The sequence below is a fragment of the Sphaerisporangium corydalis genome (assembly GCF_025506355.1).
GTDB lineage: Bacteria > Actinomycetota > Actinomycetes > Streptosporangiales > Streptosporangiaceae > Sphaerisporangium > Sphaerisporangium corydalis.
In genome coordinates, this window is the sequence record NZ_JANZYP010000017.1 from 60,623 (window position 1) to 79,276 (window position 18,654).

The 18,654-nt window shown below is 73.2% G+C and carries 19 protein-coding genes; 6 read left to right on the forward strand and 13 right to left on the reverse strand.

Going from position 1 to position 18,654, the window contains the following annotated elements; all coding sequences use genetic code 11:
- Positions 1-56: 56 nt before the first annotated feature.
- Positions 57-1,154 (forward strand): glycoside hydrolase family 53 protein, encoded by a 1,098-nt coding sequence (locus NYZ98_RS14710; RefSeq protein WP_262843318.1) that lies wholly within the window; start codon positions 57-59, stop codon positions 1,152-1,154.
- A gap of 55 nt (positions 1,155-1,209) precedes the next feature.
- Here NYZ98_RS14710 and NYZ98_RS14715 read toward each other — a convergent pair whose 3' ends face one another.
- From NYZ98_RS14715 to metX, 3 genes are read right to left on the reverse strand one after another with little or no spacing between them, the layout of a single operon-like run.
- Entirely contained in the window at positions 1,210-1,692 is a 483-nt protein-coding gene (locus NYZ98_RS14715; protein ID WP_262843319.1) for a CoA-binding protein, read from the reverse strand.
- A 4-nt stretch (positions 1,693-1,696) separates the two neighbouring features.
- The gene (locus NYZ98_RS14720; protein ID WP_262843320.1) at positions 1,697-3,025 is read right to left on the reverse strand and encodes an O-acetylhomoserine aminocarboxypropyltransferase/cysteine synthase family protein; all 1,329 of its coding nucleotides are present in this window, start codon (positions 3,023-3,025) and stop codon (positions 1,697-1,699) included.
- A 44-nt stretch (positions 3,026-3,069) separates the two neighbouring features.
- Positions 3,070-4,293 carry a homoserine O-acetyltransferase MetX gene (gene metX / locus NYZ98_RS14725; protein WP_262843321.1) on the reverse strand — a complete coding sequence of 408 codons (1,224 nt, stop codon included), beginning with the start codon at positions 4,291-4,293 and terminating at the stop codon, positions 3,070-3,072.
- Between the two features lie 86 nt (positions 4,294-4,379).
- Between metX and NYZ98_RS14730 the strand changes: the two genes are divergently transcribed.
- Together NYZ98_RS14730 and NYZ98_RS14735 are read left to right on the forward strand one after the other, a co-directional pair.
- Entirely contained in the window at positions 4,380-4,928 is a 549-nt protein-coding gene (locus NYZ98_RS14730) for an OsmC family protein (RefSeq protein ID WP_262843322.1), read from the forward strand.
- A 37-nt stretch (positions 4,929-4,965) separates the two neighbouring features.
- A complete protein-coding gene (locus tag NYZ98_RS14735; RefSeq protein ID WP_262843393.1) occupies positions 4,966-6,180 on the forward strand; it encodes an NAD(P)-binding domain-containing protein in 1,215 nt (404 codons plus the stop codon).
- Between the two features lie 21 nt (positions 6,181-6,201).
- Here NYZ98_RS14735 and NYZ98_RS14740 read toward each other — a convergent pair whose 3' ends face one another.
- From NYZ98_RS14740 to NYZ98_RS14785, 10 genes are all read right to left on the reverse strand, one after another.
- The gene (locus NYZ98_RS14740) at positions 6,202-7,329 is read right to left on the reverse strand and encodes an FAD-dependent oxidoreductase (RefSeq protein ID WP_262843323.1); all 1,128 of its coding nucleotides are present in this window, start codon (positions 7,327-7,329) and stop codon (positions 6,202-6,204) included.
- A 134-nt stretch (positions 7,330-7,463) separates the two neighbouring features.
- Entirely contained in the window at positions 7,464-8,813 is a 1,350-nt protein-coding gene (locus NYZ98_RS14745) for a sensor histidine kinase (protein WP_262843324.1), read from the reverse strand.
- Positions 8,810-9,481 (reverse strand): response regulator transcription factor, encoded by a 672-nt coding sequence (locus NYZ98_RS14750; RefSeq protein WP_316249567.1) that lies wholly within the window; start codon positions 9,479-9,481, stop codon positions 8,810-8,812. Before NYZ98_RS14750 ends, NYZ98_RS14745 begins: the two co-directional genes overlap by 4 nt.
- A 52-nt stretch (positions 9,482-9,533) precedes the next feature.
- Positions 9,534-10,121 (reverse strand): hypothetical protein, encoded by a 588-nt coding sequence (locus NYZ98_RS14755; RefSeq protein WP_262843326.1) that lies wholly within the window; start codon positions 10,119-10,121, stop codon positions 9,534-9,536.
- 102 nt (positions 10,122-10,223) lie between these two features.
- On the reverse strand, positions 10,224-10,817 hold the full coding sequence (locus NYZ98_RS14760; protein ID WP_262843327.1) for a hypothetical protein: 594 nt from the start codon (positions 10,815-10,817) through the stop codon (positions 10,224-10,226).
- A 218-nt stretch (positions 10,818-11,035) separates the two neighbouring features.
- Positions 11,036-11,671 carry a response regulator gene (locus NYZ98_RS14765; RefSeq protein WP_262843394.1) on the reverse strand — a complete coding sequence of 212 codons (636 nt, stop codon included), beginning with the start codon at positions 11,669-11,671 and terminating at the stop codon, positions 11,036-11,038.
- 140 nt (positions 11,672-11,811) lie between these two features.
- On the reverse strand, positions 11,812-13,005 hold the full coding sequence (locus NYZ98_RS14770) for a sensor histidine kinase (RefSeq protein WP_262843328.1): 1,194 nt from the start codon (positions 13,003-13,005) through the stop codon (positions 11,812-11,814).
- 16 nt (positions 13,006-13,021) lie between these two features.
- Positions 13,022-13,465: a response regulator gene (locus NYZ98_RS14775; protein WP_262843329.1), complete on the reverse strand. Its 444-nt coding sequence runs from the start codon at positions 13,463-13,465 to the stop codon at positions 13,022-13,024.
- The gene (locus tag NYZ98_RS14780) at positions 13,462-15,108 is read right to left on the reverse strand and encodes a sensor histidine kinase (protein WP_262843330.1); all 1,647 of its coding nucleotides are present in this window, start codon (positions 15,106-15,108) and stop codon (positions 13,462-13,464) included. Before NYZ98_RS14780 ends, NYZ98_RS14775 begins: the two co-directional genes overlap by 4 nt.
- A 162-nt stretch (positions 15,109-15,270) precedes the next feature.
- Positions 15,271-15,444 carry a hypothetical protein gene (locus NYZ98_RS14785; RefSeq protein WP_262843331.1) on the reverse strand — a complete coding sequence of 58 codons (174 nt, stop codon included), beginning with the start codon at positions 15,442-15,444 and terminating at the stop codon, positions 15,271-15,273.
- An 86-nt stretch (positions 15,445-15,530) separates the two neighbouring features.
- On the opposite strand from NYZ98_RS14785, the gene NYZ98_RS14790 reads away from it, so the two are divergent.
- Genes NYZ98_RS14790 through NYZ98_RS14800 form a run of 3 tightly spaced genes read left to right on the forward strand, consistent with a single transcriptional unit; the run spans position 15,531 to position 18,639 of the window.
- Positions 15,531-16,292 carry an ABC transporter ATP-binding protein gene (locus tag NYZ98_RS14790; RefSeq protein ID WP_262843332.1) on the forward strand — a complete coding sequence of 254 codons (762 nt, stop codon included), beginning with the start codon at positions 15,531-15,533 and terminating at the stop codon, positions 16,290-16,292.
- Complete coding sequence (locus NYZ98_RS14795) at positions 16,289-17,860, forward strand: DUF1349 domain-containing protein (protein ID WP_262843333.1); 1,572 nt, start codon at positions 16,289-16,291, stop codon at positions 17,858-17,860. Before NYZ98_RS14790 ends, NYZ98_RS14795 begins: the two co-directional genes overlap by 4 nt.
- Positions 17,857-18,639: an ABC transporter permease gene (locus NYZ98_RS14800; RefSeq protein WP_262843334.1), complete on the forward strand. Its 783-nt coding sequence runs from the start codon at positions 17,857-17,859 to the stop codon at positions 18,637-18,639. Before NYZ98_RS14795 ends, NYZ98_RS14800 begins: the two co-directional genes overlap by 4 nt.
- Positions 18,640-18,654 lie beyond the last annotated feature (15 nt).

Below are 18,654 nucleotides of genomic sequence, written 5' to 3' on the forward strand. Positions count from 1 at the left end.
CGGCGCCGAGGGGAAACCGGGGGCCGTCCGCAACTCCTCTCCTGACCGGAGGAACCATGAAGAAGATCCTGGCGGCGCTTCTCCTGTGCGCCGCCGCGGTACTCCCCGCGGGACCGACGGCGCACGCCGCGTCCGCCGCATCGCTGACCATGCTGGGCGCCGACGTCTCCACGGCGCAGCGCGCCCTGGACCTGGGCGCCAGGTACTACGACGCGAGCGGCGCCCAGCGGGACCCGCTGGACATCCTCAAGGGCATCGGCGTCAACTACATCCGCCTGCGCGTCTGGAACAACCCGGCCAGCGGCTACAACAACCGGGCCAAGGTCCTGGCCTACGCGAGGACGGTGAAGGCCAAGGGCCTGAAGCTGCTGGTCGACTTCCACTACTCCGACACCTGGGCGGACCCCGGCAAGCAGTTCAAGCCGGCCGCCTGGTCCAGTCACGGCATCGGCCAGTTGCAGACCGACGTCTACAACTACACCTACGACGTGTGCTCCAGCCTAAAGGCGCAGGGCACCACGCCCGACAGCGTGCAGATCGGCAACGAGATCAACGTCGGCATGCTGTGGAACGACGGCAAGGTCGTCAACAACGACTTCACCAACCTGAGCCTGCTGCTCAAGGCCGGGTACAACGCCACCAAGGCCTGCAACGGCGGCACCCAGGTGATGATCCACACCGCCGACGCGGACAGCGACGCCAACGCCCGCTGGTTCTACGACGGCATCAGGGCCAAAGGCGTGTCCTGGGACATCACCGGCCTGTCGTACTACTGCATGTGGCACGGCACGCTGTCCAACCTGTCCAGCGTGATCGCCGACGTGCGGTCCCGCTACGGCAAGCCGGTCGTCCTCGCCGAGACGGCCTACCCGTTCACCTCCGCCAACGCCGACTCCACCGGCAACTCGATCACCACGGGCTGCTCGGGATACCCTCTCACCTGGCAGGGGCAGGGCGCGGAGTTCACCGCGGTGCAGAACACCGCGAGGAGCGCCGGGGCCGTCGGCGTCTTCTACTGGGAGCCCACCTGGTACGCGGTGCCCGGCAACGGCTGGGACCCCGCGAACATCGGCGGCAGCGGCGACGGCTGGGACAACATGGCCGTCTTCGACTGGACCGGCCATCTCAACCCCAACGTCAGATGGACCCCCTGACCCGGCGGTGATCCGGTGGCGGGGAGGCGCGACGCCTCCCCGCCACCGGCGGGCGTTACTGGAGCCCGGCGCGGACCGAGGTGATGCGCTGGGTGTTGAAGCCGAGCCAGTGCATGCGGCCCACGTAGCGCGCGTGCTCGACCTTGATGCAGCGGTCCATGATCACCGTCACGCCGCCGTCCTCCGCGATGCGCGCGCCCTCCTCGTTGATCACGCCGAACTGGCACCACAGGGCGCCGGCGCCGATCGCCACCGCGTCCCGCGCGATCCCCGGCAGCGCGTCCGGCGCGCGGAAGACGTTCACCACGTCCACCGGCACGGTCACGTCCAGCAGGCTCGCGTAGCTCGTCTCCCCGAGAATCCGCTCCTCGCGGGGGTTCACCGGGATCACGCGGTAGCCACGCCGCTTGAGGTAGTAGCCGACGAAGTGGCTGGCTCGCAGGTCGTTGCCCGACAGGCCCACGATCGCGACGGTCCGCGCGGTGTGGAGCACGCGCTGGATCGCCGACGGGTCCTGGTAGCGCCCGAGATCGGTCATGCCCTCACTCCCTCTTCCCCGCCGTCGCGGCGACGTGCGCGAAACCCTGCTCCAGGTCCCAGATCAGGTCCTCGACCGATTCGGTGCCGACCGACAGCCGCACCGTCCCGGGCGCGATGCCGGCCCCCCGCAGCTCGTCGTCGCCGAGCTGGCGGTGCGTCGTGCTGGCGGGGTGGATGATCAGGCTCTTGGCGTCGCCGACGTTCGCCAGGTGGGACCAGAGCGTCACGCCGCGGATGAGGTCCTGCCCGCCCGCCCGGCCGCCGGCGCAGTCGAACGAGAACACCGCGCCCGCGCCGAGCGGCAGGTACTTGTCCACCAGCGCCCGGTACTTGCTCCCCGGCAGGCCAGGGTGGGTGACGTTCGCCGCCAGCTCGTGGGACTCCAGGAACGCCGCGACGGCGCGCGCGTTGGCGACGTGCCGGTCCATCCGCAGCGACAGTGTCTCCAGCCCCTGCAGGAACAGGAACGCGTTGAGCGGGGCGAGCGCCGCGCCGAGATCGCGCAGGGTCTCGGCGCGCAGCTTCATCAGGTAGCCGTAGGTCCCGAACGTCTCGTGGAACTGCAGGCCGTGGTAGGCGGGCGACGGGTCAGCGATCACGGGGAACCGCCCGTTGGACCAGTTGAACGTGCCGGCCTCGACGACGACGCCGCCGATGCTCGTGCCGTGGCCGCCGATGAACTTGGTCGCCGAGTGGATCACGATGTCGGCGCCCCACTCGATCGGGCGGCACAGGTACGGCGTCGCGAAGGTGTTGTCCACGATCAGCGGCAGCTCGTGCTCGTGGGCGATGGCCGCCACGGTCTCGATGTCCAGCACGTTCCCGGCGGGGTTGCCGATCGTCTCGCCGAAGAAGGCCTTGGTCGTGGGGCGGACGGCCTGCCGCCACGCCTCGGGGTCGTCGGGGTCGACCCAGGTCAGCTCGACGCTCATCTTGCCCAGGAGGTGCTTGAGCTGGTTCACCGTCCCGCCGTACAGGGCCGAGGACGACACGATGTGGTCGCCGGGCCGCAGCAGCGTGAACAGCGCGGCCGCCTGCGCGGCGATCCCGCTGGCGAACGCCACCGCGCCGCAGCCGCCCTCCAGGTTCGCCACCCGCTCCTCGAACACCGCGACGGTCGGGTTCATGATGCGCGAGTAGGTGTTCCCGTACTCCTGCAGGTTGAAGTACGCCGCCGCCGACTCCGGGTCCTCGAACACGTAGCTGGTCGTCTGGAAGATCGGCACCGCGCGGGCGCCGGTGTTCGGGTCGGGCCGCTGCCCGGCGTGCAGCTGCCGGGTCTCGAACCCGAACGCGCGGGCCTCCTCGGCGCGGGGGAACTGGTCGCTCACCACAGTCTCTTCCTCGTCACGGTCACCCGGGTCGTTCCTCGGCATCACCCGCCGGCCCCGCCCTCGGCCAGGAACCGGCGGATGATGGGCGTCTGGCGCGCTTCCTCGAGCAGGAAGCAGTCATGGCCGTACGGTGCCTCGATCACCTGGAACTCTACCGGCTTGCCGAGGGCGCGAAGCGCGTCCTCGACCTCCTTGGACGCCGACGGCGGGTACAGCCAGTCGGAGCTGAACGCGATCAGCAGCGTCCGCGCCGCGACCCCTTCCAGCGCCCGTTCGAGCGATCCGCCGCCGTGCTGCCGCGCGAGATCGAAGTAGGTCAGCGCCCGGGAGGTGAACAGGTAGGTGTTGGGGTCGAAGCGCTTGACGAAGGAGTCGGCCTGGTGGCGCAGGTAGCTCTCGATCTCGAACTCGGGTTCGGTGATCGTGTACCGGACGTCGTCGGCGAACTGCAGCCTGCGGCCGAACCTGTCGTCCAGCGCCGGCGCGGACAGGTAGGTGACGTGGCCGACCATCCGCGCCACGCCCATGCCGGCGAGGGGCGCGCGGCCCGTGCCGTAGTAGTCGCCGCCCTGCCAGGCGGGATCGTCCATGATCGCGTTGCGCGCGATCGCGTTCCAGGCCACGCCCTGCGGGTGCAGGGCGTGCGTGCTGGCGATCACCACGATGGAGTCGACCTGGTCGGGGAACAGCACCGCCCACTGCAACGCCTGCATCCCGCCGAGCGAGCCGCCGGCCACCGCCGCGAGCCGCTCGATGCCGAGGACGGAAAGGAACGCCCGCTCGGTGCGCACCATGTCGGCGACGGTGATGACGGGGAAGTCCGACCCGTACGGCTCGCCGGTCGCCGGGTCGGTGGACGAGGGCCCGGTGGTCCCGCGGCAGCCGCCCAGCAGGTTGGTGGAGACGACGAAGAACCGGTCGGTGTCGAACGCTTTGCCGGGGCCGATCATCCCGTCCCACCAGCCGAGCCCCTTGCCGGCCGTGCCGTCGCGGTCCTCGGCCCCGAACCCGTCGCGCGTGCTGTCCGGGACCGGCGCCGTGGAGAGGCCGGCCGCGTGGGCGTCGCCGCTGAGCGCGTGGCACACCAGGATGACGTTGTCGCGCGCGGGGGACAGGGTGCCGTAGGTCTCGTACGCCACGCGGACAGGGTGCAGCGTCCGTCCGCAGTCGAGCCGTACGGGTCCGGGCAGGTCGAGGTACCGCGTCTCGACCCTGCCGACCGAACCGGCCCGGGGCGTCGAGGGCGGCACCTTAGGCGTAATCACGCCTAGTCATAATCCTCCTGGCCACGATATTGTCAAGAATTCCGATGGGAAATATGGGAATCAGGGCGAAAGGGGCATCACACGACATGACCACGATCGACAACGGAGTCAACGTCCAGGCACTGCTCGACGCGCGCGAGGTGCTCAAGGGCGCGCCCGAGGCGGCCAAGTTCACCTGGCGGGCGTCCTCCAAGTGGCAGAACGGCGTCCACAGCACGACGTCGATCCAGAACTTCTTCGGCCTCGGCCAGGAGCAGAGCCACAAGAGCGAGACGGTGTTCACCGCCGACCACCCCGAGGTCTTCGCGGCGGAGGACAACGGGATCACGCCGATCGAGTACCTCCTGGTCGGCCTGGCGAGCTGCCTGACGGCGGGCGTGGCCTCCGTCGCGCAGAACCGCGGCATCCAGCTCCGCTCGGTGGAGTCGACGGTCGAGGGCAACCACGACATCCGGGGCATCCTCGGCGCCGACAGCGACGTGCGCAACGGCTTCAACGACATCAAGGTCACGTTCACCATCGACGCGGACGCCTCCAAGGAGGACATCGAGGCGCTGGTGGCCCAGTCCCAGAAGCGCTCCGCCGTGTTCGACGCCCTCACCAACCCCACGAACGTCACCGTCGACGTCGCCTGAGGGACGCCGAGCCATCGAACACGCCACCACCGTCGTCATCGGCGCGGGGCACGCCGGCCTCGCCGCCAGCCACTTCCTGCGCGACCGGTCGATCGACCACGTCGTGCTCGAACGCGGTGAGGTGGCGAACTCCTGGCGGCGCGAACGCTGGGACTCCCTGCGGCTGCTCACCCCCAACTGGCAGAGCCGCCTGCCCGGCCACCACTACCAGGGCCCGGACCCCGACGGGTACATGACGATGGGCGAAGTGGTCGAGTTCATCGAGCGCTTCGCCACCGTCTCGGGCGCCCCCGTGCGGACCGGTACGAACGTCACCTCGGTGCGGCGCGCCGGCGACGGGTACCAGGTGACGACGAGCAGCGGCGCGATCTCCTGCCGTTCGGTGGTGATCGCGAGCGGCGCCTGCAACCGGCCGGTGGTGCCGCCGTTCGCCGGCGCGGTGCCGTCGTCGGTCACGCAGATCACGCCCTTCGACTACCGAGGCCCCGACCGGCTCCCCGAGGGCGGCGTGCTCGTCGTCGGAGCCTCGGCGACCGGTGTGCAGCTGGCGGCCGAGCTGCGGCGGTCGGGACGGCCGGTGATCCTCTCGGTGGGGGAGCACGTGCGGCTGCCGCGCCTGTACCGAGGGCGCGACGTGCTGTGGTGGATGGACGCGTCGGGGGTGTGGGACCAGCGCCACGACGAGGTCGACGACCTGGCGCGGGCCCGGCGGCTCCCCTCGCCGCAACTGGCCGGGACCCCCGGGCGCGGGACTCTCGACCTCAACGTGCTCGCCGCGATGGGCGTCGAGCTCGTAGGCCGCTGGGCGGCGGTGAGCGACGGCCGCGCGCTGTTCTCCGGCGGTCTGCGCAACGTGTTCTCGCTCGCGGACCTCAAGATGGGGCGCCTGCTGGACACGTTCGACGAATGGGCACGGGCCCACGGGCGCGACGCCGACGTCGGCCCTCCCGAGCGTTTCGCGCCGACGCGGGTGCCCGAGCCGGCGCGGTGGCGGCTCGACCTGTCGAGCGGCGAGATCCGCACGATCGTGTGGGCGACGGGATTCCGGCCCGACTACGGGTGGCTGGAGGTGCCCGTGGTCGACGAGAAGGGCCGGCTGCGCCACGAGGGCGGTGTGGTGGGCGGCCCGGGGCTGTATGCGCTGGGGCTGCCGGTGCTGCGGCGGCGCAAGTCCACGTTCATCCACGGCGTCGAGGACGACGCGCGCGAGGTGGTCGGCCACCTCGCCCGGCACCTGCCCGTCCGCCGGTAGATCCTTTCCGCCGCCCACCGGTCAGGCCACGACGGGCGGGCGGTCCAGCGCGAAGCGCGCGTCGGGCCGCTCACCGGTGAGGGCGAGGCCCGCGAGGATCCGCCCGACCGCCGGGACGAACTTGAACCCGTGCCCGGAGAAGCCCGCCGCCACCACGACGGGGCCGACCCGGTCCAGGACGAAGTCCGAGGTCGGGGTCGTGGTGTAGGTGCAGCTGATCGGGGTGAAGGCGTCCGCGTCGACGCCGGGCAGCCACGCGCGGGCGTACTCTCGCAAGGCGCGCCCTTGGGCCGGCTCCGGCAGGAAGTCGCGCTCGTCGGGGTCGACCACCGGGCCCGTGCCGTGGAACCCCGCCTTGACCCCCTCGCCGGGCGTCCCGAGGCCGTAGACGCCGCTCGGGTACCCCGCGGCCGCCAGCGACGCGTCGTCGAGATGGTGCACGAAGCTGGGCCACGCCGCCTCGCCCAGCGGGGCGAAGTACGCCGGCTGCTCCTGGGTGACGCGCAGCGGCGGCAGCGGCACCAGCCCGCCGAGCAGCTTGCCCGCCCACGCCCCGGCCGCGACCACGACCCGTTTCGCGTGGTAGACGTCCTCCCCGGCCCGCACCTCCACGGCGTCGTCACCCCGCACCACGATCGCGGTGACCGGTGTCCGGTGCCGGACGACGGCGCCCAGCCGGGCCGCCTGGGCCTGGAGCGCCGACACGGCGTCGTCGGCGTGCAGCCGCCCGCCCGCCGGGTGGAAGAGCACCCTGCCGTCGTACCGCAGGCCGGGCCAGCGCTCGGCGGCCTCCTCGGGGGCCAGCCACTCACCGGGCGCGCCCGCCGCCTCGACCGCCTCGGCCAGCAGGCCGAGGTCCGCCGTCCGCCCGTGGTCGACCCCGCCGGTGACGGTGAGCAGGGAGACGCCCGAGGCGTCCTCCAGCTCCCGCCACGACCGCTCCGCCTCCTGGGCGAGCCCGATGTAGACGGGCTCGGTGTAGGAGACGCGGAAGATCCGGGACGCCCCGTGCGAGGCTCCGCGCACGTGCCCCTCCTCGAACCGCTCCAGCAGCACCACCTCGGCCCCGCCACCGGCCAGCCGCCACGCCGCCGCCGACCCCATCCCCCCGCCGCCCACGACGACGACGTCCACCTCGTGCCTGGCCATCCACGACCCCTTCCGGTTTCCCGCCGCGCCCCCGGCCGGCTCCGGCTCCTGCCGCGCACGGGCGAGGACACCAGACAAGGTACGCGGCGTCCCGGAGGCGCCGGCGGGAGGGGCGGCGGCCGAGGAGGGCCGCGCTAGAGATCGGCGAGGTCGGCGCACGCCGGCAGTACCAGCCGCAGGTGCGCGCCCGTGCTGCGCGGCACGGCCTCGGCCGTGCCGCCGTGGGCCTCGGCGACCTGCCGGACGATGGCCAGGCCCAGGCCGGAGCCGGGGTGCGCGCGGGCCGCGGGGGATCGGTAGAAGCGGTCGAAGACGAAGGCGAGGTCGCCGTCGGGGATGCCGGGGCCGGTGTCCGCGACGTCCAGGGTGCCCCCCTCGACGCCGATGTGGATCCGGCCGCCGGGCGGGCTCCACTTCACGGCGTTGTCGACGAGGTTGGCGACGGCGCGTTCCAGGGCGTCGGGGTCGCCGTGCACCAGGGTGGGGGCGCACGTCAGCTCGAACCCGATCAGCGGCGCCCGGCGGGCCGCGCGGGCCGCGACGCGCTCGGCGACCAGGTCGAGGCGGACGTCCTCGGTGTGGAACGCGGCCTCGCCGTAGCGGGCCAGGTCGACCAGGTCGTTGACCAGTGTCCTGAGCTCCCCGGCCTGGCCGAGCGCCTCCTCGGCCAGAAGCGGGGCCTGGGCGTCGGCCGGGTTCTCCGCCAGCAGTTCGAGGTTCACCGTCAGGCTGGTCAGCGGGGTGCGCAGCTCGTGCGAGGCGTCGGCCACCAGGCGGCGCTGGGCGCCGACCGACCCGTCCAGGGCGGCGGTCATCGCGGCGAACGCCGAGCCGAGCCGGCCGATCTCGTCCCGGCCGTCGGCGGGGATCGGGATGGCCAGGTCACCGGTCCTGCGGATCAGTTCGACGGTCTCGGTGAGCCGGTGCACCGGGCGCAGGACCCGGCGCGCCGCAAGGCGGGAGGCCAGCGCCGCCAGGAGCCCGGCGGCCACCGTCGAGCCGGCGAGCAGCCAGGCGAGCCCGGCCAGCGTGGGCGCGGGGTCGGATCGCGGGATGGCCGTGCGCACGAGCGCGCCCGGTGACCCGGGGAACTGGGCGGTGTAGACGCGGTAGGCGACGCCGCCGTAGTCCGCGTCACGGAAGTAGGAGCCCTCGGTGCCCTCCGCCACGGCGACGTCGCGGGGGGTGAGGTCGACGAACTCCGGCGACGGCCCGATCCGGACCGGGTCCGGCACGATCTGCAACTGGGTGTTGCCGATCGCCAGCGGGACGGCCGGGAAGTCCGGCTTCGCGCCGGCCTCCATGTACTTGGTCTTGATCGCCGCGGCCACGGTGGGCGCCCGGCCGGCGGCCACGACCAGGGCGCCGTCCATCTGGCCGCGGAGGTTGGCGTCCACGGCCGGGTACAGGACCGCCGACACCAGCACCAGGGCGCCCGCGACCACCGAGCCACCGGCGATGGCCAGCCGGGTGCGCAGGTTCACGGCTCCTCGCGAAGGACGTAGCCGAGGCCGCGCACCGTCTGGATCAGCCGGTCGCCGCCGCCGGCCTCGAGCTTGCCCCGCAGGTAGCTGACGTAGACCCACAGCGCGTTCGACTCCGGGCCGAAGTCGTACCCCCAGACGGACTCGAAGATCTGGGTCCGGCTCAGCACCCGGCGGGGGTTGCGCAGGAACAGCTCCAGCAGCGACAGCTCGGTCTTGGTCAGTTCCAGGCGCCGGCCGGCCCGCCCGGCCCTGCGGCCGCTCAGGTCCAGCTCGACGTCGGCGAAGCGCAGCACCTCGGCCCCCGCTCCGCTGCGCCGGAGCAGGGCCCGCAACCGGGCACGCAGCTCGTCCAGGGCGAAGGGCTTGGCCAGGTAGTCGTCGGCCCCCGCGTCGAGCCCGGCGACCCGGTCGGTGACCAGGTCGCGGGCCGTGAGCATCAGGATCGGCGTGTCGTGCCCGCCCGAACGCAGCGTCCGGCACACCTCGAGCCCGTTCGGCTCGGGCATGAGGACGTCCAGGACCACCGCGTCCGGGCGGAACACGCCGTGCTCGGTGAGGGCGGACACGCCGTCGGGTGCCGACGACACGTCGTAGCCGTCCCGTCGCAACGCGTGTTCCAGGGACCGCCGCACGGCCGGGTCGTCGTCCACCACAAGTATCCGCATGCCCGCCATCCTCACCTCCGGACCGGAAAGCCGCCGTTAAGCGCTACCGCCGTCAGCCCTTGCCGGCCGGCGGCCCCACCGGGGCATCCTCGCCGGTCGGCGCACTGCGCGGGCCGTCGGTGCCGTCCTCGCCGGGCGGTGCGCTCGGCGGGCCTTCGGTGCTTCCGCCGTCCTTGCCGGCCGGTGAGCACTGCGGGCCGTCCGCGCCCTCACCGCCCCGCAGGACCTCGTTCCGCTTCCGCTCGATGTCCCTTTTCACCTTCTCGTCGCCGGCCGGGCCGGGCCTGCCGATCAGCGGTCCCATGGCCTTCTGGACCTGCGGGGCCGGTAGCCCCAGCTCGGCCGCGATGGCCGCGACGACGGCGTCCGGCCTGACGTCGTCCGAGCCGGCCAGCGACGTCTTGGCCGCGACGATGGCGGCGGTGAGCCGGTCGAGCGTCACCCCGAGCTTCGCGGCGGCCTCGGCCAGGCCGGCGTCCGCGGACTCCTTGGGCTTCCCGTCCACCTTGACCGTCACGGAGTCGGGCTTCACAGGCCCGGGCTGCGGCGTCGGGCCGGACGCCGCCGCCGCCGTCGTACCGGTCGCGGCCAGCGCGGCGAGCGTCGCGGTGGCCACGACCAGCCGTGTGCGTTTCCTCATCGTGATGCCTTTCGTCCTGGAGTGCACCGGACGAGCCGGCGCCGTGAGGACGATACGACCATCGTGGCCTCTGGCCTGGTTTCAGCGTCCTTTAGAGGTTCCTTAGAGCGGCTTCGCGGCCGGAGAGTCTTCGGGCGGCTTCCCGGCCGGGGGGTCCTCGGGCGGGCGCTCGCGTTTCGGGAACAGGGTGTACGACAGGGGCCAGAGCACCGCGACCAGCGGGACCTTGGCCAGGCCGCCCATGAAGGCGCCCAGCTCGCCGGTCCGGGAGGGGTCGCCCACGAGGGCGATCAGGCCGAACAGCAGGGCGCAGCAGATGCCGTACGCGAGGACGATCCGCAGCCAGACCTTCCACTCGTACCTGGCCCTGGCCCGGCCGCCGGACGGGGGACGCCACGGCGGAGGGCCGCCCGCGAACCGGTGGGCGAACCGGGCGTCCGCCCAGGCGACCGTGCCACGGCCGAAGACGACCGAGTAGGCGAGGTAGGCGGCGGCGAGCCCGTGCTGCGTGGTCGCCACCGCGCCGCCGCGCATGTCGGCCACCGATGCGGCCAGCAGGACCACGTCCAGCAGCGGGACGGCCGCCAGCAGCGCCATACCGAGCCGCCGGCGTCCCAGCAGGTAGCGCGTGGTGAACCCGAGGGCCAGCAGGACCCAGAACCCGATCTCGCAGCCGATGATGATCGCCAGAACCATGGGCTCCAGCGTCGCCGAGCACGGCGTCCGACACATCGTCGGCGGTGACGAACCCGCCTACATCCTTGTATGTACGCGCCGCCCCGGTACCGGCCCGTCCATCGCCCGGTGAGGGGTCACACCGAGGTCCCTCCGCCGCCCGGCCGAGGGTCTGCCGAGGCCCATTCGCTTGCCCGGCGGAGGGTAACGCGAGGCCTGCCAGGGTCCGGCACCGGAGGTCAGGGGTCGTGCGGGAGCCGCTGGGCGAGGATGGCGGCCTGGACGCGGCTGCGCAGCCCGAGCTTGTTCAAAAGCCGGCTGACGTGGGTCTTCGTCGTGGCCTCTGCCATGTCCAGCGCGACGGCGATCTCCGCGTTCGACATGCCCTGCCCGATGCGGGCGAGCACCTCACGCTCGCGCGGGGTCAGGTCGGCCACGTGCCGGGGGCCGTGAGGCGGCGCGGTCGCGCCGAAGGCCGAGATCAGCCGCCGGGTCACCTCGGGCGCGATGAGCCCGTCGCCGCGCGCCACCACGCGCAGCGCGCCGACCAGCGTCGCGGCGTCGGCGCTCTTGAGCAGGAACCCGGCCGCCCCGGCGCGCAGCGCCCCGAAGACGTACTCGTCGAGGTCGAACGTGGTGAGGATCAGCACGTCCGTGATCTTGCTGAGGTCGCGGGTCGCGGAGATCCCGTCGAGCCTCGGCATCCGGATGTCCATCAGCACCACGTCCGGGAGCAGGTCACGGGCCATCGCGACGGCCTGCTCCCCGTCGGCGGCCTGGCCGACGACCTCGAGGTCCTCCTGGCCGTCCAGGATGAGGACGATCCCGGCACGGACCGCCGCGTGGTCGTCGGCGACCAGCACCCGGATGGTCACCGCCCCGCCCCGGCCGTCACCATACGTCCCGTCCGTCACCAGGTCGCTCTGGCCGTCATCAGGCCTTCCTCGGTCGTCGACCAGGTCGCCCCGGTCGTCATCAGGCGCTCTTCGGCCGTCAACCAGGTCTTCCTCGGTCGTCACACGGCCTCCTTGGTGGGCAGCTCGGCGCGGACGCGCCAGCCGTCCTCGTAGGGCCCCGCCTCGAAGGCGCCGCCGACCAGGGCCGCGCGCTCCCGCATGCCGATGAGCCCGGTCCCCGCGCCGGGCAGCCCCGGGTGCCGCTCGTCGGTCCCCGGGCCGGTGATCCCGTGGCCGGTGCCGGTGTGTCCGGGATGCCGGGCTTCCCCTCCGCCGAGGGGGTTGTCCACGGTGACGCGGAGCGACCCCGGCCGGTAGCCGATCTCCACCCGCGCCTCCTCGCCGCCGTGCTTGAGCGCGTTGGTCAGCGACTCCTGCACGATGCGGTACCCGGCCAGGTCCACCGAGGCCGGCAGGTCACGCGCCTCGCCGTCCACCCGCAGCCGTACCCGCAGCCCCGCCTCCCGCGCCCGCTCGGCCAGATCGCCGATCTCGGCGACCCGCCGCCGGATCGCCTCCGGCTCGTCGCCGTCCTGCCGGAGTAACCCGATCATGGCCCGCATCTCGCTCATGCCGTCCACGCTGTTCTCCCTGATCGACTCCAGCACGGTGCGGACCACCCGCGCGTCCAGGTCGTCCCGTGACAGGACGGCGGTGGACTGGACGGCGATCGCGCTGAAGTGGTTGGCGATCATGTCGTGCAGTTCCCGCGCCATCCGGCTCCGCTCGGCCTGCACCGCGGCCGCCCGGTCGAGCTCGGCCAGCCGTGCCACCTGCTCGGCCCGTGCGCGTTCCGACGACGCCTGGTCCTCAAGCTGCCGCATGAACAGGGCGGTGAGCACGGGGGTGACCCCGACCAGCCCGGCCTGGACCATGAGCGGGGCCGTGGCCGTGACGTGCCCGGCGACGGCGCCCACGACGCCCGCCAGGACCGCGCCGGCCGAGGTGACGACGAGCATCCACCGGCCCAGGGCCCGCGGCCCGTACCGCACGCCCGCGTAGATGTTGTCCGTGACGACCAGGACGGTGCCCAGCGACGGCCCCATGGCGAAGTCGCCGGCCAGGGCCACGGCCCCGAGCCCGAGGGAGAGCAACGGCCGGCTCCGCCGCACCGCGACGCCCGCGCACGACACCAGCAGCGGCCCGGCGAACAACGGCGCCCCGGCCCACCGATGCTGATAGGCCCCCGCCGCGAGCAGCAGGCCCCCCACACCCAGGCACGCCACGGCCCACAGCGCGTCGTCCCGCCTCATGGGAGCGGCCGGGTCGTCAGCGTCTGCGGGGGAGTTTGACGACGGTGATGAAGAAGTCGTCGATCTGGCGGATGGCGGCGATGAACTGTTCCAGGTCGACGGGCTTGGTGACGTAGGCGTTGGCGTGCAGTTTGTAGCTGCGCAGGATGTCCTCCTCTGCGGCCGAGGTGGTGAGGACCACGACGGGGATGGTGTCGAGGTCGGGGTCGGACTTGATGCGCTCCAGGACCTGGCGGCCGTCGTACTTGGGCAGGTTCAGGTCCAGCAGGATCAGGTCCGGGCGCGGGGCTTCGGTGTGCTCGCCGCGCCGGTAGAGGAAGTCCAGCGCCTCCAGGCCGTCGCGGACGACATGGAGGTTGTTGCCGATCTTGTTGTCCGCGAACGCCTCGCGGGTGATCAGCTCGTCGCCGGGATCGTCCTCGACGAGCAGGACTTCGGCGGGCTGGACGGAGGCGCTCATACTGATGATCCTTCCGGGAGGGCGATCTCGCCTGGTTCGGTGCCGCCGGCCTCGGTCAGGGCGGGCAGGGTGAAGTGGAAGCGCGTGCCGCCGGTGTGGCCGGGGTCGAGCCAGATGCGCCCGCCGTGATGCTCGACGATCTTCTTGCACAGGGCCAGGCCGATGCCCGTGCCGGTGTAGGCCTCGCGGGTGTGCAGCCGCTGGAAGATGACGAAGATCTTGTCGCTGAACTCCGGGAGGATGCCGATGCCGTTGTCGGTGACGCTCAGGCACCACATGTCGCCGTCCTCCGCGCGCCGGCAGCCGACGTGGATCAGCGGGGCCCGGTCGGGGTGCCGGAACTTGACGGCGTTGCCGAGCAGGTTCTGCCACAGCATCACCAGCAACGTCGGATCCCCCATGACCACGGGCAGGTCCTCGGGCAGCTCGACGCGGGCGTCCGCCTCCTCGATGGCCGAGCCCAGGTTGGTGATCGCCTTGTCCGCGGCCTGCCGCAGGGAGAACGGCTTGCTGGTGTCGTAGAGCCGGCCCACCCGCGAGAACGTCAGCAGGTCGTTGATGAGGACCTGCATGCGCTTGGCGCCGTCGACGGCGAAGGTGATGTACTTGACCCCCCGGTCGTCGAGCTGGTCACCGTAGCGCTTCTCGATGAGCTGGCAGAACGTGGCGATCTTCCGCAGCGGCTCCTGCAGGTCATGGGAGGCCACGTAGGCGAACTGTTCCAGCTCGGAGTTGGAGCGGCGCAGCTCGATGGTCTGCGCGTCCAGGTCGGCGGTCTGGCGGCGCAGGATGTCCTGCTGCCGCCGCGCGGCCTGCAGGTCGGCGACGATGCGCCGCCGCATGGTCTCCACGTCGCGCGCCACCTCGCTGATGTCGGCCGGGCCGCGGGCGGGGATCTGCAGATCGTGGTTCCCCGACGCCACCGCGCGCGAGGCCGCGCGCAGGGCGTTCAACGGCCGGGTGACGGCACGCCGCAGCATCAGCGCCACCGCGATGCCGCTGACCAGCAGCAGTGCCAGCATCGCGCCGAAGGTCGCGTCGCGCGTGGCCTGCACGCGGCTCAGCTCGGCGCGGGCCCGCTCCCTGGCCGAGCTGAAGTGGTCGTTCTCGATGGTGAACAGCGCGCGGATGTGGTCGAAGGCCTGCTTGCCCGCCGCCACCCGATCCTCGGTCACGGGCGTTCCGGCCTTGGTGGCGGCGATGAGCGGCTCGGCGTACAGGCGCCGCCACTGGTCGCCCGCCGCGCGCACCGCGGCCAGGTCGGCGACCAGTTGCGCCTGGTCGCCCACCAGGGCGGTGACCCGCCCGGCCCGGGTACGCTCCTCCGCCAGCCCGTCGGTGTACGGCTGCAGGAACTGCGGGTTCTTGGTCAGCAGGTAGCCGCGGACGCCGGTCTCCTGGTTGACCAGGGCGGCTTGGACGTAGGCCGCCTCCAGCCGGGCCGGCGAGACGCGGTCGGCCAGGTGGTCGGTCAGCGTCGTGGTGCGGTGCAGGAGCGAGGCGCCGACCATCGCGCAGACGATCACCAGGACCGCGATCACCGATAGCAGCAGCACGAACCACGCCTGCACCGTCAGCCGGTACCAGCCTCCGGGGGATCCCTCGGAAGCGGCGGGACCGGGCACCGGGGCGGGGGTGGTCATCGTTCCTCATTCCACGCTGGCACGCTCGACGGGCCGCTCCCCGGCGCGGGCGACGGGGGCGGTAGAAGGATAGTCCTCATCGCCACCCCTGATGGCGCGGTGGACCTCTGGCCGCCCTGACGTGCCGCCCGGACGGGCGCTCGTGGCGCGGGACCGGCGCCGTTACGGCGATCCGGTGGGCGCCGGTGACGCCCCCGGCGGGTACCCGGCACGCTGGTTCACGCCCCCGGTGGAGAGCGCGGCGGCCAGGAGGAGCGCGACCGCCCCGGCGATCACGAGGGCGGCGATCAGGAGGGTCCGGTGCTTGCCGGCGGGGGGCCGGTCGGAGTGGGTCATGGGGGGAGTGTCGCCGCCGCCGGGTGCCGGCGCGGTGCCGGTCGCCGACACCGTGCCGACACCCGGCGCGGGATAGAACGATCCGCATGACCGACGCGTGTGTTGTAGTCAACGGCCTGCGGAAACGCTTCGGGCCGACCATCGCCCTGGACGGGATGTCGTTCGGCGTCCGGCCGGGGCTGGTCACGGGGTTCGCCGGCCCCAACGGTGCCGGCAAGTCGACCACGATGCGGGTGATCCTCGGCCTCGACGCCGCGGACGAGGGCACCGCGCTGATCGGCGGACGCCCCTACCGGGACCTGCGCCGCCCGCTGTGCCAGGTCGGGTCGCTGCTGGACGCCTCCGCGCTCCAGCCGGGCCGCACCGCCCGCGACCACCTGATGTGGCTGGCCCGCTCCCAGGGCCTGGGCGCCCGCCGCGTCGACGCGGTGATCGAGCAGGTGGGGTTGCGTACGGCGGCCCGGCGCCGGGCCGGTGGCCTGTCCCTGGGCATGCGGCAGCGGCTGGGGATCGCCGCCGCCCTGCTGGGCGACCCGCCGGTGCTGATCATGGACGAGCCGTTCAACGGCATGGACCCCGAGGGCATCATCTGGATCCGCGCGCTGCTGCGGTCGCTGGCGGCCGAGGGCCGCGCCGTGCTGGTGTCCAGCCACCTGATGAGCGAGTTGCAGGACACCGCCGACCACGTCGTGGTGGCCGGCCGCGGCAGGGTCATCGCCGACGCGAGCGTGGCACGGCTGCTCGAAACCGCGTCCGGCCGCCGGGCGACGCTGGAGGAGGCGTACCTGGAGCTCACCCGCGACGCGGCCGGGTTCCGCGCCGCCGGGGCGCCGGAGGCGGCGCTGTGACGGTGACGGCCCCGTACCGCCCCGATCCTCCGGCCGGGCGTGACGGCTTCGTGCCCGTGCTGCGCGCGGAGTGGACCAAGTTCCGGACGGTACGCGGCTGGGTGGCGGGCGTCGTCGTCGCGGCGATGGTGACGGTGCTGTTCGGGATCCTGGTCGCCTCGGGCGTCCACTGCGCGAGCGGGCCGTTCCCCGGGCGGCCGGTCGAACTGCCCTGCTCCGCGCCGCTGGGCCCGGGCGGCGAGGCGGTCGACGACCGCTTCTTCTTCGTGCACCGGCCGCTCGACGGCGACGGCAGCGTCACCGCCCGCCTGACCTCGCTGACCGGCATCACCACCTTCCCCCCGCCTGATCACCACCCGGTCGTCCCCCGCGTCGTGCCGTGGGCGAAGGCAGGGGTGATCATCAAGGCGGGCACGGAACGGGGTTCGGCCTACACCGCGATGATGATCACCGGTTCCCACGGCGCGCGGATGCAGTCCGGCTTCACCTCGGACGTGGCCGGCCCCCCGGGCGGTGTCTCCGCGGCGTCCCCGCGCTGGGTGCGGCTGACCCGCTCCGGCGGCACGATCACCGGGTACGAGTCGGCCGACGGCACGCGATGGACCGAGGTCGGCACGGCCCGGCTGGCCGGACCGGCGCGGGCCGGCCTGTTCGTCGCCTCTCCCTGTGATCTCTCGGTGTACCAGGGCACGTTCGGCGGCGTCGGCGCCGCCTGCAGGTTCACCCAGGCCACCGCCGTGTTCGACCAGGTCACCGTGCGCGGCGCGCCGCCCGGCGGGTGGGGGCGCACCAGGGTCGGGGACACCGGGCAACGGACCGACTGGGAGCTGTACCACCGTCCGGCGGGCGTCCAGGAGTCCGCGGGCACGTTCACGGTGACCGGCTCGGGCGACATGGCGCCGCTCAGGGCGGGCGAGCACGTCACCGTCGAGTGGGCCCTCGCCGGCGTGCCGATCGGGCTGGTCGTGATCGCCGTCGTTGCGGTGGGGTTCATCAGCGCCGAGTACCGGCGCGGCCTGATCCGCACCACCCTGCTCGCCACCCCGCGACGCGGCCGGACGCTCGCCGCCAAGGCCGTCGTCGCCGGCACGGTCACCTTCGCCGCGGGCCTGGCCGCCACCGGCGTGGCGATCCCGATCGGCACGCGGATCCTGCGCGCCGGCGGCGCCGTCGTCCTGCCGGTCGGCGCCCTCACCGAGGTGCGCGTCGCCGTCGGCACGGCGGCGCTGATGGCGGTCGTCGCCGTTCTCGCGCTCGGCCTTGGCGCTCTGCTGCGGCGCGGCGGCGCGGCGGTCGCCGTCGTGATCGCGACGGTGGTGCTGCCCGAAGTCCTGGCGAAGGCCTCCATCCTGCCGGACGGCATGGCGCGATGGCTGCTGCGGGTCACGCCCGCCGCCGGGTTCGCCATCCGGCAGAGCGTTCCGGAGTACCCGCAGGTGATCGGCTACTACGCGCCGGTGCTGGGCTACTACCCGCTGGCGCCGTGGGCGGGCTTCGCCGTCCTCTGCGGCTACGCGGCGCTGGTCCTCGGCCTGGCCACCGCCCGGTTGCGCCGTAGGGACGCGTGAGACGGCACCTGCGCGCGGAATGGACCAAGTCGCGCACGGTCCCGAGCACCGTCCCGCTGTTGCTCGGCGTCGTCGCGCTGACCGTCGCCGGCGGCGCCATGGCGAGCGCGGCGACCACGGCGCCGGCCTGCGCCGCGTCGGGGTGCACCTTCGATCTCACCAAGCTCAGCCTGACCGGGGTCCTGCTCGGTCAGGCGGTCGTCGTGGTCTTGGCCGTCCTGGCGATGAGCGGCGAGTACGGCACCGGCATGGTGCGGACCACCTTCACGGCGATGCCGCGCCGGTCCGCCGTCCTGGCCGCCAAGGCCGCCGTCCTCACCGGCCTGACGCTGGTCGCGGCGGTGATCGGGGTCCTGGCGTCGGTGCTGGCGGCGCGGCTCATCCTGCCCGGCAACGGCTTCACCCCGGCGCACGGCTACCCGGCCCTGTCCCTGGCCGACGGGCCGACGCTCCGCGCCGCGGCCGGCTCGGTGCTCTGCCTGGTGCTGGTCGCCCTGCTCGGCCTCGGCGTGGCCGCCGCCGTGCGCGACCCCGCGACGGCGATCGGGGTCGTGCTCGGGTTGCTGTACCTCTTCCCGCTCCTCATCTTCGTGATCTCCGACCAGGCCTGGCAGCGGCTCCTGTGGCAGGTCTCGCCGCTGAACGCCGGGCTCGCCGTCCAGTCCACCACCGACGCGGGCCTGCCGCTCGGCCCGGGGGCGGGCCTGGTGGTGCTCGCCGCGTGGGCCGCCTTGGCGCTGCTGGCCGGTGGCCTGCGGGTGCGGCTCCGCGATGCGTGACCCCGGGCCATTGCG